This is a genomic window from Fontibacillus panacisegetis (assembly GCF_900102215.1).
In the GTDB taxonomy this organism is placed as follows: Bacteria; Bacillota; Bacilli; order Paenibacillales; family Paenibacillaceae; genus Fontibacillus; species Fontibacillus panacisegetis.
Genome location: NZ_FNBG01000018.1, coordinates 70,859 through 86,319 on the forward strand (window position 1 = coordinate 70,859; position 15,461 = coordinate 86,319).

Annotated in this window: 17 protein-coding genes; 3 read left to right on the forward strand and 14 right to left on the reverse strand. The window is 42.6% G+C overall.

Annotation, left to right across the window (positions count from 1 at the left end):
• Both ilvN and ilvB read right to left on the reverse strand, forming a co-directional pair.
• Positions 1-486 (reverse strand): acetolactate synthase small subunit, encoded by a 486-nt coding sequence (ilvN, locus tag BLS49_RS15410; protein ID WP_091232322.1) that lies wholly within the window; start codon positions 484-486, stop codon positions 1-3.
• Positions 486-2,231 (reverse strand): biosynthetic-type acetolactate synthase large subunit, encoded by a 1,746-nt coding sequence (gene ilvB, locus BLS49_RS15415; RefSeq protein ID WP_091232325.1) that lies wholly within the window; start codon positions 2,229-2,231, stop codon positions 486-488. The genes ilvN and ilvB overlap by 1 nt, the downstream gene beginning before the upstream one ends.
• A 680-nt stretch (positions 2,232-2,911) precedes the next feature.
• Here ilvB and BLS49_RS15420 point away from each other — a divergent pair.
• Positions 2,912-3,367, forward strand: coding sequence for a GNAT family N-acetyltransferase (locus BLS49_RS15420; RefSeq protein WP_091232328.1), 456 nt, complete (start codon positions 2,912-2,914; stop codon positions 3,365-3,367).
• Between the two features lie 26 nt (positions 3,368-3,393).
• Here BLS49_RS15420 and BLS49_RS15425 read toward each other — a convergent pair whose 3' ends face one another.
• The 11 genes from BLS49_RS15425 to BLS49_RS15470 all read right to left on the reverse strand — a co-directional run bounded on the left by BLS49_RS15425 (position 3,394) and on the right by BLS49_RS15470 (position 12,291).
• Entirely contained in the window at positions 3,394-3,699 is a 306-nt protein-coding gene (locus BLS49_RS15425; RefSeq protein ID WP_091232330.1) for a hypothetical protein, read from the reverse strand.
• A 218-nt stretch (positions 3,700-3,917) separates the two neighbouring features.
• Entirely contained in the window at positions 3,918-4,877 is a 960-nt protein-coding gene (locus tag BLS49_RS15430; RefSeq protein ID WP_091232333.1) for an ABC transporter permease, read from the reverse strand.
• A gap of 1 nt (position 4,878) precedes the next feature.
• On the reverse strand, positions 4,879-5,952 hold the full coding sequence (locus BLS49_RS15435) for an ABC transporter permease (RefSeq protein WP_091232337.1): 1,074 nt from the start codon (positions 5,950-5,952) through the stop codon (positions 4,879-4,881).
• On the reverse strand, positions 5,945-7,483 hold the full coding sequence (locus BLS49_RS15440) for an ABC transporter ATP-binding protein (RefSeq protein WP_091232340.1): 1,539 nt from the start codon (positions 7,481-7,483) through the stop codon (positions 5,945-5,947). The genes BLS49_RS15435 and BLS49_RS15440 overlap by 8 nt, the downstream gene beginning before the upstream one ends.
• A gap of 114 nt (positions 7,484-7,597) precedes the next feature.
• Positions 7,598-8,671 (reverse strand): BMP family lipoprotein, encoded by a 1,074-nt coding sequence (locus tag BLS49_RS15445; protein ID WP_091232343.1) that lies wholly within the window; start codon positions 8,669-8,671, stop codon positions 7,598-7,600.
• 318 nt (positions 8,672-8,989) lie between these two features.
• The gene (locus BLS49_RS15450; protein ID WP_091232346.1) at positions 8,990-9,379 is read right to left on the reverse strand and encodes a YvaD family protein; all 390 of its coding nucleotides are present in this window, start codon (positions 9,377-9,379) and stop codon (positions 8,990-8,992) included.
• Between the two features lie 249 nt (positions 9,380-9,628).
• Entirely contained in the window at positions 9,629-9,988 is a 360-nt protein-coding gene (gene rplT / locus BLS49_RS15455) for a 50S ribosomal protein L20 (RefSeq protein WP_091232350.1), read from the reverse strand.
• Between the two features lie 30 nt (positions 9,989-10,018).
• Entirely contained in the window at positions 10,019-10,219 is a 201-nt protein-coding gene (gene rpmI / locus BLS49_RS15460; protein ID WP_091232353.1) for a 50S ribosomal protein L35, read from the reverse strand.
• A 34-nt stretch (positions 10,220-10,253) separates the two neighbouring features.
• A complete protein-coding gene (gene infC, locus BLS49_RS15465; protein ID WP_139173144.1) occupies positions 10,254-10,748 on the reverse strand; it encodes a translation initiation factor IF-3 in 495 nt (164 codons plus the stop codon).
• A gap of 7 nt (positions 10,749-10,755) precedes the next feature.
• Complete coding sequence (locus tag BLS49_RS24575; protein WP_139173145.1) at positions 10,756-10,959, reverse strand: hypothetical protein; 204 nt, start codon at positions 10,957-10,959, stop codon at positions 10,756-10,758.
• Between the two features lie 93 nt (positions 10,960-11,052).
• A complete protein-coding gene (locus BLS49_RS15470; protein ID WP_091232360.1) occupies positions 11,053-12,291 on the reverse strand; it encodes a glycosyltransferase family 2 protein in 1,239 nt (412 codons plus the stop codon).
• 581 nt (positions 12,292-12,872) lie between these two features.
• Here BLS49_RS15470 and BLS49_RS15475 point away from each other — a divergent pair.
• Both BLS49_RS15475 and BLS49_RS15480 read left to right on the forward strand, forming a co-directional pair.
• Positions 12,873-13,400, forward strand: coding sequence for a phosphatase PAP2 family protein (locus BLS49_RS15475; RefSeq protein ID WP_091232363.1), 528 nt, complete (start codon positions 12,873-12,875; stop codon positions 13,398-13,400).
• A 50-nt stretch (positions 13,401-13,450) separates the two neighbouring features.
• Positions 13,451-14,584 carry an MGDG synthase family glycosyltransferase gene (locus BLS49_RS15480; protein ID WP_091232367.1) on the forward strand — a complete coding sequence of 378 codons (1,134 nt, stop codon included), beginning with the start codon at positions 13,451-13,453 and terminating at the stop codon, positions 14,582-14,584.
• 84 nt (positions 14,585-14,668) lie between these two features.
• Here the strand turns inward: BLS49_RS15480 and trmB are convergent, their stop codons facing one another.
• The gene (trmB, locus tag BLS49_RS15485) at positions 14,669-15,376 is read right to left on the reverse strand and encodes a tRNA (guanosine(46)-N7)-methyltransferase TrmB (RefSeq protein ID WP_091232370.1); all 708 of its coding nucleotides are present in this window, start codon (positions 15,374-15,376) and stop codon (positions 14,669-14,671) included.
• Positions 15,377-15,461: the final 85 nt, after the last annotated feature.

Genomic DNA, 15,461 nt, shown 5'->3' on the forward strand with positions numbered 1-15,461 from the left:
TTATGCGTTCCCTCTAATCATAGCTGTAACACCGGTACGGGACAATTCTTTAATTCCATATGGATGTAAGAGTTCGATCATAGCGTCAATCTTTTCGCTGTCACCTACAACTTGTACAATCATGCTGTTCGTGCCGATGTCGACAACGGCAGCACGGAACGTATCTACAACACCCATAATTTCCGGACGTTCTGCAGGCTCTGATTTAACTTTAATCAACGCCAGCTCGCGTCCAACCATTGGCTTAGAGCTTAGATTTACGACCTTAATAACATCGATTAGCTTATATAACTGCTTCTCAATTTGTTCCAATGTTTTGTCATCGCCACGGGTCACAATGACCATACGGGACAATCCATCTTCTTCCGACTGTCCAACCGTAATACTCTCGATATTGAAGCCGCGCCGGCCAAACAGGCCGGACACGCGTTGCAATACGCCAGGTTGGTCATTGACTAATACCGCTATAGTATGGCTTTTCATCATTATTCATCGTCCCCCATCAACATTTGATCAATGGTGGAGCCTTGGGTAACCATCGGATATACGTTTTCCCCTTTGTCAACCACGAATTCCACCAGAACCGGTCCAGGAGTCTCAAGCGCTTCTTTCCAAGCCTGCTTAGCCTCTTCCTTGTTCGTAGCACGCAGCCCCTTAACACCGTATGCTTCCGCCAATTTGACGAAATCAGGACTGCCTTCGAGATCAATATGGCTATAACGATTGTCATAGATCAATTCTTGCCATTGTCGTACCATACCAAGCACTTGGTTGTTTATAACAACTACTTTTACCGGAATATTGTTAATGGCGCAAATAGCAAGCTCTTGAGCACACATTTGCATACCGCCATCACCATTGATAGAAATAACAAGTCGATCCGGATGTGCCATTTGTGCACCGATCGCTGCCGGGAAACCAAAGCCCATTGTACCAAGACCGCCAGAGGTGATCCAAGAGCGAGGTTGGCTGAATTTGTAATATTGAGCAGCCCACATTTGGTGTTGGCCAACGTCAGTCGATACGATAGCATCACCGTTTGTCGTATCATTCAGCAGCTCGATAACCCATTGTGGCTTAAGCACAGTATCTGAATCTTTGTATTTAAACGGCTTTTCTTTGCTCGATTGAATGATTTTGGCTCTCCATTCATCAGCTTTATCCGTTCTAGAAACTAGCGGATTTAACATCTCAAGAACCGTCTTCACGTCTCCAACGATCGGAATGTCAGCTTCCACGTTCTTGCCGATTTCAGCAGGATCGATATCGATATGAGCAACCTTCGCTAACGGAGCAAATCCGTCGAGTCGTCCTGTTACACGATCATCAAACCGTGCCCCGATATTAATTAGCAAGTCTGCGTTCTGAATGGATTGGTTAGCCGTATAAGTTCCGTGCATACCCGGCATACCCATCCACAGCTCATGTCCGCTTGGGAATGCGCCTAGTCCAAGCAACGTTGTAGTAATTGGAATTTCCGTCCTGTTAACGAATTCGAGAAGAGCTTCGTGCCCGCCGGAATAAATAACTCCGCCACCAGCGATAATTACAGGTTGCTTAGCTTCTTTAATCGCCGCTGCGAGCTTATCAAGCTGCAAACGATTAGGTACTACCGTAGGATGATATCCGCGAAGATTAATCGACTGGGAAGGCTCGAACAAAGTTTTGTTTGCCGATACGTCTTTTGGAATATCGATCAGAACCGGACCCTTACGGCCAGTGTTGGCGATATGGAATGCTTCATGGATCACACGAGGGAGTTCCTCAACATTTCTTACCAAATAGCTGTGTTTCGTAACTGGCATCGTAATCCCCGTGATATCAGCTTCCTGGAAAGCATCTGTACCGATCAAGCTCGATACAACGTTACCTGTAATGACAACCAGTGGAACTGAATCCATATATGCTGTAGCGATCCCGGTTACTGTATTCGTAGCTCCCGGTCCGGAAGTAGCAATACACACACCCACTTTACCGGTGGAACGTGCATAACCGTCCGCTGCGTGAATAGCTCCTTGCTCGTGTCTTGTCAGTAAATGTTTAAAATCAGTAAAACCGTATAACGCGTCGTAAATATAAAGTACCGCGCCTCCCGGATAACCGAAGACACATTCGACACCTTCCAAAAGCAAACTGCGAAGTAAGATTTCCGAACCTGAAATGACTTCAGGTTTCATCCATTTCTCACGTAATTGTTCTGTAGACCGCACTGCTGGAATTTGCGCGCTCATCAGTCATCCTCCTTCCAAAAATTAGGTTAATACTTGTGAATATGCAACAAAAAAACCTTCCGTCCGCCGGAATAGTCTCCTATTCCGAGGGACGAAAGGTTTGAATCCTCCGTGGTACCACCCATTTTTACCCGATACTTCACAGTATCAAGCCTTGACGAGTATAGGCATAGCTATGCCTTCTACCCGTGATCCCTAACGCGGATCTAACGATTCCCCCTACTAAGCTTACACGCAAGTTCTTCCGCGGATCACTTGCAGCTTTTCAGGAAAACAGCTCCGAGGTGAGCTCGCATTTAAGGGGTAACGGTGGGTGGTCTCAGCAAATCCATCCACTCTCTGAGCAAAGAGCCCTTAAACCTTCGTCCTCTTCATCGCCGATGCACTATTAACGAAAAAATGTTTAGGAACATTATATGATTACTCACATTCAGAGTCAATACCCTTTTAATTTTATCTCTTTAAAGCAGCAAATAATTTTGTATCAAAAGCGACTTTAAGTCCTTGTTCTAACAAGTATTCTTCCGTTACTCCTCTATTACCTGGCTACCTTTAAGATTATGTATTATTAACCTGTTCTATACTCTCAGCATTTATGTTTGGAACACTTCCTTACACCACTTTCATATGATACAAAGGAAACGCCCAATTTTACTTGCAGTAAGGAGGAGCACTAGCAAATGATCCGCTACAGAAGACCAAAACAGGATGATCCCATTATTTATGAATTAATTCATAAGGAGCTTGTTCCATTTTCGCATCTTCCGCCGAAGGAATTAAATTCGGTGCTTCATGATTTGCCCAAGAGGCTATCGCGCGGCGTCACGCTGGTGGCTTCACCTTATTACGAGGCAGATCCTGTGGCTTTCATTCATTTTATGGTTCATGGAGAATTGTTATACATCGATATGATGGCCGTTGCCCCCGCGCACCGACGCAAATGTCACGGCAAGACTCTTATGGCTCATGCTGAGAATTTTGCCGGTTCGCGCGGCTGCAAACGATCCAAAGTTATGGTGGACCGCGAAAATACAAAGGCCCACATGTTTTACAGAAAGCTTGGATATCAAACTAAGCGCTATATCCAGCTATCTCAGTGCCATGAATTGGAAAAGGGGCTGTTAATTCGTCATTAGGAATGCCAGAACTTAGTACTTATGACTTACCAAAAGCCCCCATAAGGTGGGTAACCATAGCCGTACGGATATCCACCATACCCATAACCACCACCATATCCGCCACCATATCCATAGCCATAAGGTGCTGTCCCAATAGCGAGTAAATCAAACAAGACGAGAGGAATAATCGCTTTAGTCTTCACCTTTTTACCGGAACTCTGACGAACAATCAACCGATTACCGCTAATTTTAACCAACTTACCCGTAACAATGCTACCGTCCTTTTTGTAGGCCGTAATAGATTTTCCGAGCCATTTCTGGGCCTCTCTCTTCGTCACCGTTTTATTCATGGTAGCCTCCTCCTATCAGAATATTCGTATAGCCTTGAGTACCCTCTTCCCGAACCGTATGAATCGACTATTGTGTGTACATCCCAACATATTCACTTGTAAAGATCTCTGCTTGCACCATCGCCTTGATCCCGGAAAAAGGGCTAACACGACTGGTCAAATGAATGTAAAAACACCGCTAGAGCGAATCACTCTAACGGTGTTTTAGTCGGTTTTACTTACCTCTTGCCAGGATCATATGACGTACCAAGGGCTGAAGGAGCCGCTGAACGACCAACCGCGCTAACAAGTACAATAATTGTTAACACGTATGGGATCATGAAAATAAATTCCTGCGGAATACTCTTCGACCATTCGAACAATTGAACATAATTTCGTATCGCCTGAGAAAATCCAAAAAACATTGCAGCGCCAAGCGCACCAACCGGATTCCATTTTCCAAAAATCATTGCAGCGATCGCAATATAGCCTTGCCCGGAAATCGTATTGTGTGCGAATGTGCTTGTCGTCGTAAGTGTAATTGTGGCTCCGCCAATTCCAGCAAGAGCACCACTTATCAGCACTCCTATATAACGCATTCGTGTTACGTTAACACCAAGTGTATCAGCTGCTCCAGGGTATTCGCCTACTGATCGCAAGCGAAGACCAAACGGTGTTTTGAACAAAACAAAGTAGGATAGTGCAACAAGAATTAAAGCCAAATAAGTCGTTGGATAGGCATTGAAGAAACCTTCTCCAATTACCGGAATATCGCGAAGCAAAGGTATCGCTTTTTTCTGAAAAGCATGAATTAACGGTGTCTCGGCAGATCCTTCAAACAGCAACTTAACAATATATACTGTTAGACCTGCCGCTAAAAAGTTGATTACGATACCGCTAATGGTCTGATCAGCCTTAAAGGTTATGGCTGCGACGGCATGAATGAGAGAACCCAGAACACCAACTATAATTGCAGCAATTATACCGATCCATGGTGACCAGTTACCCATCCCGGCTTCCTGTGCGTAGTATGTACCCACACCAGCCGCAAATGCACCAAAGATCATCAGGCCTTCCAGTCCGATATTTATTACACCGGATTTTTCCGAGAAAATTCCGCCAAGCGCCGAGAAGATCAGTGCAGTAGAAAATACAAGCGTTGAATTGAGCAATTGCCCAAGCAGCGTAAGAACGTCCATCTTACATCACCTTCTCTTTCTTGCGCTTGAGGTAGAACGGCTTGAGCACAAAGCGAACGATGCCTTGCGCAGCAATAAAAAATATGATCGATCCAATCACAATCTTGATCAGTTCTGGAGGAACCCCAGCTCCGAAGCTCATACCTGCTGAACCATAAGTGAGTACACCATATAAAATCGCAGATAATACAACACCAAAAGGATGATTCATACCTAATAGTGCAACCGCGATACCATCAAATCCATAACCTGGTGAAGCTGCAAATACCGATTGGTAATGGAAAACACCGATTACCTCGAAAGTCCCGGCCAGGCCTGCAAACACACCGCTGATAAACATCGCTTTTACAACATTAGTGCCTACGTTCATCCCGGCATATTCAGCTGCTTTAGAGTTTAAGCCTACAGCCCGCATCTCGTAGCCTTGCTTCGTTTTCCACAAGTACACAAAGAAAAATACGGCTGCTAAAAGAGCAATTACAGTACCCCAATGCACACGCGCATTACTAAAAGTACTCCCCAGGAATGTCATAGTGGCTGACGCCCCAATATCCTCTGAACGATTTTGTCCTTTTAATAGATAAAAATGTCGAATCACATAATTAGAAAAATAAAGAGCCGTCCAATTTAGCATGATCGTCGTAATAACTTCGTTTATGCCACGTTTCGCCTTGAGATAACCAGCAATAGAAGCCCATAATCCACCTGCCAGTCCTCCCGCAATTACTGACAAAGGAACAAGCAGCCAGGAAGGAAGACCTGACCAGGAGAGAGCAACAGCAGTAGATGCTGTCATCCCTATCAGGACTTGTCCATCGGCGCCGATATTGAACAACCCGGAACGAAACGCAAATGCAACCGAAAGCCCAGTAAATATTAGCGGTGTAATCTGACGAATCGTTTCTCCAAAATCATACGGAGTGCCTACTACGCGTTTAATCAAAAATCGATACGCATCAATCGGATTATAGCCGCCAATTAACATAACTGCAGCACCGACCAGCAGCCCGAGCAGGATGGCAACGAGCGGTACAATAATATTATCTGACAAAAAGATTTTACGCCATTTATTCAACCGGCTGACCCCCCTGATCCCAGCATCCCGCCATCATTAGACCGAGTTCTTGATCATTGGTGTTCTGAGGTAACACTTCACCAACGATCCTTCCCTCAAATATAACGGCGATTCGATCGGACACATTCATGATTTCCTGAAGCTCAAAGGAAACAAGCAGTACGGCTTTTCCCATATCCCTCTGCTCTATTAGCTGCCGATGAACAGATTCAATAGCACCCACGTCTAATCCGCGGGTAGGTTGGGCTGCTATTAGAAGCTCAGGATTCATTTCTATTTCCCGAGCAATAATCGCTTTCTGCTGGTTTCCTCCAGACATGGAGCGAACCTTCGTCTCAATGCCAGGTGTTCGCACATCATATTTTCCAACCAACTCTTGGGCATGTTCATCAATTGCATTACGATTCAGAAAGCTTCCCTTGCTATACGGTGCTTGATAATATGTTTTCAACACCAAATTTTCACTAACAGAAAAATCGAGCACAAGTCCATGCTTGTGGCGGTCCTCAGGAATATGACCAACTCCACTTTCAGCAATTTTACGGGCTGACAGGTTAGCAATTTCCTTGCCACCAGCTTTAATAGAGCCTGAGTCAATTTTACGCAAGCCTGTAATTGCCTCAATCAGCTCTGTCTGACCATTACCGTCAACTCCGGCTATGCCAACAATTTCGCCTGCTTTTACTTCAAGATTAAGCCCATTCAATAAAGCTACTCCATCTTTACTCGTCATCTTAACGTCGTTTAACTGGAGTATAGCAGGTCCAATGTTAGGTTCTGTTTTATCAATTTCGAACGAAACACTCCGGCCTACCATTTTCTCAGCCAGTTCGTTCGGATTGGTCTTATCTGTATCTACAGTATCGATTACTTTGCCGCGTCGAATAATCGTAACTCGATCGGAAATTTCCATAATTTCTTTTAACTTATGGGTAATCAAAATAATAGATTTCCCTTCAGCTACAAGACGTCTCATAATCGCCATCAGCTCTTCTATTTCCTGAGGAGTCAGAACGGCGGTAGGCTCGTCAAATATTAAAATATCTGCGCCACGGAACAACGTTTTCATAATTTCTACACGTTGCTGCATCCCTACCGAAATATCCTGTATTTTATCATCCGGATTCACTCGGAGACCATACTGTTCAGACAATTTCGCTACTTGGGCCGACGCCGATTTATAGTCGATATTAACCCCTTTTTTAGGTTCCATGCCTAAAATAATGTTTTCAGTTACCGTAAAAGGCTGCACAAGCTTAAAATGCTGATGAACCATACCTATCCCAAGCTTGATTGCCTTATTGGGATTATCGATCTTAACAGGTTTTCCACCGATCTCGATCGAACCTTCATCCGGTTGATATAAACCGAACAAAATATTCATCAAAGTCGATTTACCGGCACCATTTTCACCGAGCAGAGCATGAATTTCCCCTTTATGCAGCGTTAAACTAATGGAATCGTTAGCTACAATGCCAGGAAACCGTTTTGTAATCTGCTTCAACTCGACAACGGGTGTCGAAGCGCTCATGAAATCACCCTCATCATGTTTTGGGATAAAATTAAGGAACAAGCTGCATTAGTCAAACAGACAAGGCCAGCTGTTTCACTGGCCTTGCCCATTGTTTTGTTACCTACATTCATCTTATTCGGCAGGAACTGTAATTTCACCGCTAATAATTTTTTGTTTGTATTCTTCAACTTTATCCAAAACCTCTTGGCTCAAATTAGCCTTCGATGTTTCAGGAAGACCTACCCCATCATCCTTCAGAGTCAGGGTTGTAATTTTTCCACCTTCAAATTTACCATCAATCACTTCTTGAGTAATTGTTTTTACTGCTACGTCTACTCGTTTCATCATGGAAGTCAATGTAACTTCATCACCAAATTCCAGTGATTGGTCTTTATCTACGCCAATAACCCATACCTTAGTAGCTCCGCCTGCTTTATTTCTGGCAGTAGCTTCGTTAAATACCCCGTTACCTGTTTGTCCTGCAGCAGGGAAAATAATATCTGCGCCGCTGTCATACAATTGGCTAGCCAATGATTTACCAATATCAGGTTTGTCGTATGCACCAGCATATGTTGGTGTTACAGTCGCATCAGGATTTGCCGCCTTAACGCCAGCAATGAAGCCAACTTCAAAACGTTTGATTACGGGACTTTCTGCACCGCCAATAAAGCCGATTTTATTCGTCTTTGTTGTTAACCCGGCTACTACACCCACTAGGAAAGAGCCTTCGTTCTCAGCAAACGTTACAGATTGAACGTTCGGTGCATCCACAACACTATCGATAATAGCAAGCTTAGCATTCGGATTAGCATCAGCAACCTGCTTAGTTGCATCACCCAGATCAAAACCGATCGCCCAAGTCAGATCATATCCACCTTGTACAAATTGGTTCAAATTCGGAATATAATCTGCACTGCTTCCGCTTTGCAAATACTTGTGTTCAATTCCTGACTCACTATTTAGTGCCTCAAGTGCTTCCCAAGCTGATTGGTTAAAAGATTTATCATTAACTCCACCAATGTCAGTTACCAAGCCGATTTTTGCATTAGATTTTGTTGATGCAGTATTGTCTCCACTACTTGCTTCCGTACTTCCACCTTCAGTAGAAGAGCCTGAGTTGTTAGCAGGCTTGTTGTTTCCACAACCCGCCAAAATCATAGTAAAAGCGAGCAGCATAACTAGAGATAGCTTCAAAGTTTTCTTCATAGACGATTATTTCCCCCTTATTTTTTTGTACGCCCTGCATGGACATTTACAAAAGAAATTATACATGATACATGATAGTAAAATCCATACTATTAATGACCTCCGGTCAAATAATTTTCGTATTTTTATATATTAAAACGCTTACTTTCGTCATAAATATCATGCAATGTTCGCTCCATGTGATGTTAAGCGCTTACCCGTTTTTAAGCAATAAACTTTTATGGAAAAAGTTTATTGCTCATGGCTATGTTCATGTTGAATAGACACCAACAATTTGGGAATGCCTCCTATTTTTGAAAACTCTTCATTCCTCGTCTTTCACACTTTCTTAGGAATCATAACTCCCTTGATGAAAAATAACGGATAGATTAGTAAATATCCATTAAATCCCCACCAGTAGATATCAAAATCTTTATAATAAGCCCAGAAAGCTATTGCCTGTAATCCTGAACAGAAAGTAAGTACAAGTGAAATCAGAGCAAACCCTCTCCATATTTCTCGCTTCTGCCTATATAAAAATAAACTACTCAGCCCTGTAATCGAGATTAAAATATCAAGAGGAAAAAACGACCAGTTCCAAGCAATCATTATTGGATTGGTGTAATCCTTAAATGCTGCACTATCTGGAATAATATGAAAAAATGTAACTATCCAGTAAATAATAAAACCAATGTCGGTTACTAGAAAAAAAGGCTTCAGCAGTTTCATTTCTTCCCCCTGAATTATCTTTATTTATTGATTCTGCTCTTGCACAACAGTTGATTGCGATTCCGCTGGTTTCTTACCCTCTGTTAAATGCACATTATTCACTCCGTTTTCATTTTGTTAATAAAAATAAAACCTCCATTAAAGGAATTATAATCAAATTGTTACAAAAAATAAAATAAAGAAAAACAGTAGCTTGAGAGTTGTGCCCTCGAGCTACTGCTTCCTATTTAATCTTATACTGCTGTAAAATTAAGCGTTGATTTTCTCTTTAGCTACGTTAGCCAAGGAGTTAAACGCGTTGATATCGTTAACTGCAAGATCAGCAAGCATTTTACGGTTGATGTTAACCTCAGCCAATTTCAAGCCATGCATCAATTTGCTATAGGACAAGCCGTTCAAACGCGCAGCAGCGTTGATACGAACGATCCACAATCTGCGGAAATCACGTTTTTTCGTACGACGATCACGGTATGCGTAAAGCAAGGATTTCATTACTTGCTCGTTAGCTGTTTTGAAAATACGGTGTTTAGAACCAAAATAACCTTTAGCCAGTTTCAATACTTTTTTATGACGACGACGAACAACGAATCCGCCTTTTACTCTTGCCATATTAAATACCTCCCAATAAGTTGTGTATAATTACTTCAAATTAGCGAGTTGCTGTTTCAAACGGTTAACGTCACCGGAATATGCCACAGGGCTGTTAGCCAATACACGTTTAGCACGTTTGGACTTATGGGACAGCAAGTGATTGCGATTCGCTTTGTAACGTCTTACTTTACCAGATCCGGTAATTTTGAAGCGGTCTTTCAGACTGCTATGGGTTTTCATTTTAGGCATGGTACTTCCCCCTCAAAATTTGTATAAGCTGTGATTAGTTTTTAGGTGCCAAAATCATAATCATGCTGCGTCCTTCCAATTTAGGAATACGCTCTACGGTTGAAATATCTGCAACCTCGTCTTTGACGCGGTCCAGGATTTTTTTACCGATATCGGCATGGGTAATTTCACGACCGCGGAAGCGGACAGAACATTTTACCTTATCGCCGTCTTTAAGAAATTTGACCACATTACGAAATTTCGTTTGGTAGTCATGTTCTTCGATATTCGCACGGAACCAAACTTCTTTAATATCCACTATCTTTTGATTCTTACGGGCTTCTTTTTCTTTCTTCTGCTGTTCGTAACGGAATTTACCGTAATCCATAATACGGCATACCGGCGGTTTAGCTGTCGGAGCCACGTTAACCAAATCCAAATTCAGATCGATTGCCATTTGTAATGCCTCACGAATCGGTGTAATTCCGATTTGTTCACCTTCAGCGCCAACCAAACGAACCTCTTTAGCCCGTATCTCATCATTGATCATGTGTTCCTTACTGATAATCCTCCACCTCCAAATAATCTTGTATCATACGACCAGACCAACATAGTTCAAATAAAAAGGGATGCAGGCTAACACCCGCATCCCGATTGATCATCAATTCATCATGAACATACCATTCATAAATCATCGGATCAAAACCAGCCAACGCTATGGTTGGACAGGTGAGAAGCCAGCGCCTCTGCTTGCAATCCAAACTTCTTACTGCAATACTCAGGTAATATATCACATCAACACTAAGCGTGTCAAGAAATCATGGTGAATATATTTAAATATTTTCACTTAGTTTCTATCCTTGCTTGCTTTGCACTTCTTCCAAACGAACTACACGAGTATGCTGTGTATGACTCCACTGCTTGTTGTTCTGAGTGAAGAACGCATAGAACGTAATTGGCCACCATGAAATAAGGTAGATCGGAAAGAAAATAAGATAAGCATAAACTTTCTTGAATTTAACCTTTTCCAAAGCCATAGCTGCCAAGAAAATGAATACATTCGCTGCGATTGCCACAAAGGATACCCACAATGGGAAATAGGCATACAGCGTTGAAAAATTCGGTCCGCCAAGCAGTGCTTGATCGACCCAAATCAGAGCCGTCAGCAAAAACGTAATAAGGACGATGTAAACATTGACCCCATACAAAGCCATATCCAGCTTAACTAGACTACGCTCTTTAATACTCTTCCACAGCAGCGGAAAAAAATAACGGCGAGCTACTGTGAAGTGCCCTTGCATCCAGCGTAGACGCTGACGTGCTGAGGCCGCGAACGTAAGTGGCTTTTCATCGAACAGTTTAGCATCATAGTTAAACGCAGGATAAATTCCCCGTTCTACACAACGCATGGTGAACTCCAGATCTTCTACCAGACTTGTCGCACCCCAACCGATTTCTTTGAGAAGCTCTGTTTCAAAGCACATGCCCGTTCCACCAAGAAAGTTAGCCAATTTCAGGTTGTGACGGGACAGCTGCCAGAGACGGTTGCAATACCAGTAAGAAATGCCATACGAAGCAGTGATCCACGAATCCTCAGGGTTCTTCGTATCGATATAGCCTTGAATAACACGTGATCCTGAGCATAGATCGTTGTTCATTTCCTTCAAGAAATCAGGATGAGCCAAGTTATCAGCATCGAACATAACGACAGCATCGTATTGACGAGGCATCTTCCACAATTGCTTCAGCATCCACTCGATCGCGTAGCCCTTACCTCTTAAATTCGGATTGGTACGCACACAAGCATTCATCCCGTGGGCACGAACAATATCTGCTGTACCATCTGTACAGTTATCACAAATTACGAATACATCGTAAAGCTCTTTCGGATATTCGAGGTGCGCCAGATTTTCCATCAAGGCACCAACAACTTTTTCCTCATTGTGCGCAGCTACCAGTACAGCAAACGATTTTTCCGGAGCAAAATGCTTCTTGTTGTTTTTCTTGTACATTCCAAACAGCGACAGACCGAACTGATACAATCCAATGATACCAAGCACAACTTGCAATGATATCAAAATTACATCGAACATAACTATGTGTTACCCCCTTTTAACTCCATTTCTCTTTTTACGTTTTGTTTTTATTAAAGATTGGAGTTTTTTGATTGACCCTTTTTTTCAAAATTTTCGAAAGCATTCTTTTCTTTTTACATGCATTACGATTTTCCACGACTTTCACTGATTTGTCAAAACCGCTTTAAAGCCAGCGTGACGCAAATACGCCCCAACACACTCTATATCTGCATACGACACCGCCGCATCCTACTTTCAGTGCGGCTAGTTCTTATTTTCATCATTTTTTACACTTTTTATTTCAATTCCCTCTCTTTTTTATCCCCCATTTCAAAATAATTTTTACACTCCATAAATAAATAAACGAAAATCAGCACAAAAAAGTTTACTTAAATACTTATTTTTTTTAAAACTTTTTTGCTATCATTTGAATCATCCTTTGTGGAAAATAAAAAAATAAGCCACAGTTCTTGAAATGACCATAGAATCAAAATATGATTAGTCTAACCTGAAAATGCCATGCTATTTATTAGCGGTAAGTCTATATACAGGCAGATTTAGGCCGTAACTCGCGGCCAAACCAAGCGCGGAGGGATCTCATGATTCGTTTTTTTCGGAAACTTGTAGCTTTAGATCAGCAGATTTTTATGGGAATCAACGGCCGCTTGCATCGAAGCTCTCTTAATTTTTGGTTATATCATTTGACACATTTAGGTGGAGCATGGTTTACCATAATTTTTTGCCTTTTTATGTGGTTTTTTACGCCACAGCCATGGAGCAGAGCTGGTCTTCAGGCCGGTGTAGCACTCGCCCTTAGCCATATCCCGGTAGCAGCTGCTAAAAAAGCTTATCCACGTCTTCGTCCGTATTTAACGTTACCTGGAACCAACACTTTTCGTAATCCGTTAACGGATCATTCTTTTCCATCAGGACATACTACAGCTATTTTCTCCGTCACCGTGCCATTCATGATGACACAGCCATTGCTTGCCATTATTTTGGCCCCTATTGCCCTGCTGGTAGCTGTATCCCGTATCTACTTAGGTTTGCACTATCCTTCGGACACTCTTGCAGGCGCTATAATCGGATCTTCTGTGGCATGTGCCACGGTTGCATTATGGTCGTAAAGGGGATATTGTAGACTTAGGAAAACCTTGCAGGAAAAGGTGAAACTAACGTGCAAAAACAAAGGGTCTTGCTTTTATCTGAGGGGTTTGGAGCCGGACATACACAGGCGGCTTACGCGCTCTCCAGCAGTTTACGCAAAATGGCACCACATATCCAAACAAAGGTCATAGAACTTGGCAGCTTTCTAAATCCAAGAGTTGCTCCATTGATTATTACCGCCTATAAAAAAACGGTATCCTCACAGCCTCGACTTGTACGCATGATGTATCGAAGCAATTATAAGAAATCTCTAAACCGATTTACGACGCTAGCTCTTCATCGGATATTTTATACGCGTACAATTGAAATCATCACTCAACTTCATCCAGATGTTATCGTATGTACCCATCCTATACCGGGCGCTATAATATCGCGCATGAAGCGGTTGGGACTTGACGTGCCTCTATGCACTGTGATTACTGATTACGATGCTCATGGAACATGGATTAGTGAGGAAGTTAACTGCTATCTGGTGTCTACTCTTCAAGTCAAACATATTTTGCTTGATCGAGGCGTAGAAGAGTCCAAAATACGAATTACCGGAATTCCAGTACATCCCAACTTTTGGAAACGACATAGCAAAGAAGAAATCCGAGATCAATTTGGTCTGTATAATATGCCTACCGTACTCGTGATGGGCGGTGGCTGGGGATTTATGAAGGACGAGGCTGTTAATTCCCTGCTCGCCTCATATAGCGATAAAGTACAGGTTATATTCTGTCTGGGCAGCAATGAGAAGTCGCTTGAGAAAATGAAAAAAGATCCAAAATATATCCATCCCAATATCCATCTTCTCGGTTTTACCAAAGAGATTGATAAACTGATGGAAGTATCCGATCTCCTTATTACGAAACCGGGCGGCATGACCTGTACAGAGGGTTTGGCAAAAGCAATCCCGATGTTGTTTCATAAGCCTTTACCAGGCCAGGAAGAGGAAAATTCTCATTATTTCACTTCCCAGGGCTGGGGGACCCCCATTAGCTCTCTGGACGATATTTCAACATGGATTGGGCGGTTGACCGATAATTATGAGGACGTTGCCCGTACAAGAGAGAAAGTGCTGGATCAAATCGCAAGCTACTATCCGTTACAAAGCGCTCAGGCTATTATGGACATTCTTGAGAATAACAAAATATCAAGCTAACCTGTGATCATAGCGTGCAGCACAAATTAATAAGGGCCCATCTGTCAAAGGTCTTCATTCCCTTTGCGGATGGGCCTCTTTCAATTAAAATTCGTCCATTTTGTGTTCATGATAACGTTTTAGTGCAGACTCGCCAATCACGACCTCACAACGATAAATCGGCATGCCTTGCCCAACGAACTTAGTCTCGTATTCCGTCATGACATGCTCCTCATTAATACCTTCTCCATGCAAGCTAAGCGAAATATTTCTCATTTGCAGTCCACTAGCAGCAAAAGCATTCAATGAAAACTGGAATAAATCCCGTGAATCTGTCTTAAAATGAATCTCACCTTCATCGTTAAGCAATGTGCAATATTTTTCTAAAAATCTTGGATGAGTCAGCCTTCTACGCCCGTGCTTCTTCTTTGGCCAAGGATCGCTAAAATTTAAATATATCCGCTGTATTTCACCTGGGGCGAAAAATTCCTCAATGGACTCAATATTCCCTAACGCCAAACGAACACTTTCAGGCTCCGTCTGATACTGCTCCTGCCAATGATTACGAACCTTCTCACTCCCACGACGAATCAACTCATCGTACATATCCATGCCTACAAAATTCGACTCCGGATATTTCACGCTCATCCCGCTAATAAATTTCCCCTTGCCCATACCAAGCTCTACATGGATTGGATGGTCGTTGCCAAACACTTCAGACCAGCGTCCTTTATATTCCCGTGGATCCAGCACAACAAGATCCTGCTGTTGCTCCAGATTCTCCCTGATTCCTTTTCTGCCGCGTAAACGCATGTCATTCCTCCACTATCATATTCACTGAAATATTGTGCCGAAGTTCGACTTAAATGTAAAGAGAAACAATGAAAAAGGAATCCCA

Excerpts from the sequence above, each read along its gene's own strand:
- ilvN (WP_091232322.1), bottom strand. The coding sequence starts at position 486 with ATGATGAAAAGCCATACTATAGCGGTATTAGTCAATGACCAACCTGGC.
- ilvB (WP_091232325.1), bottom strand. The coding sequence starts at position 2,231 with ATGAGCGCGCAAATTCCAGCAGTGCGGTCTACAGAACAATTACGTGAG.
- BLS49_RS15420 (WP_091232328.1), top strand. The coding sequence starts at position 2,912 with ATGATCCGCTACAGAAGACCAAAACAGGATGATCCCATTATTTATGAA.
- BLS49_RS15425 (WP_091232330.1), bottom strand. The coding sequence starts at position 3,699 with ATGAATAAAACGGTGACGAAGAGAGAGGCCCAGAAATGGCTCGGAAAA.
- BLS49_RS15430 (WP_091232333.1), bottom strand. The coding sequence starts at position 4,877 with ATGGACGTTCTTACGCTGCTTGGGCAATTGCTCAATTCAACGCTTGTA.
- BLS49_RS15440 (WP_091232340.1), bottom strand. The coding sequence starts at position 7,483 with ATGAGCGCTTCGACACCCGTTGTCGAGTTGAAGCAGATTACAAAACGG.
- BLS49_RS15445 (WP_091232343.1), bottom strand. The coding sequence starts at position 8,671 with ATGAAGAAAACTTTGAAGCTATCTCTAGTTATGCTGCTCGCTTTTACT.
- BLS49_RS15450 (WP_091232346.1), bottom strand. The coding sequence starts at position 9,379 with ATGAAACTGCTGAAGCCTTTTTTTCTAGTAACCGACATTGGTTTTATT.
- rplT (WP_091232350.1), bottom strand. The coding sequence starts at position 9,988 with ATGGCAAGAGTAAAAGGCGGATTCGTTGTTCGTCGTCGTCATAAAAAA.
- rpmI (WP_091232353.1), bottom strand. The coding sequence starts at position 10,219 with ATGCCTAAAATGAAAACCCATAGCAGTCTGAAAGACCGCTTCAAAATT.
- infC (WP_139173144.1), bottom strand. The coding sequence starts at position 10,748 with ATGATCAATGATGAGATACGGGCTAAAGAGGTTCGTTTGGTTGGCGCT.
- BLS49_RS15470 (WP_091232360.1), bottom strand. The coding sequence starts at position 12,291 with ATGTTCGATGTAATTTTGATATCATTGCAAGTTGTGCTTGGTATCATT.
- BLS49_RS15475 (WP_091232363.1), top strand. The coding sequence starts at position 12,873 with ATGATTCGTTTTTTTCGGAAACTTGTAGCTTTAGATCAGCAGATTTTT.
- trmB (WP_091232370.1), bottom strand. The coding sequence starts at position 15,376 with ATGCGTTTACGCGGCAGAAAAGGAATCAGGGAGAATCTGGAGCAACAG.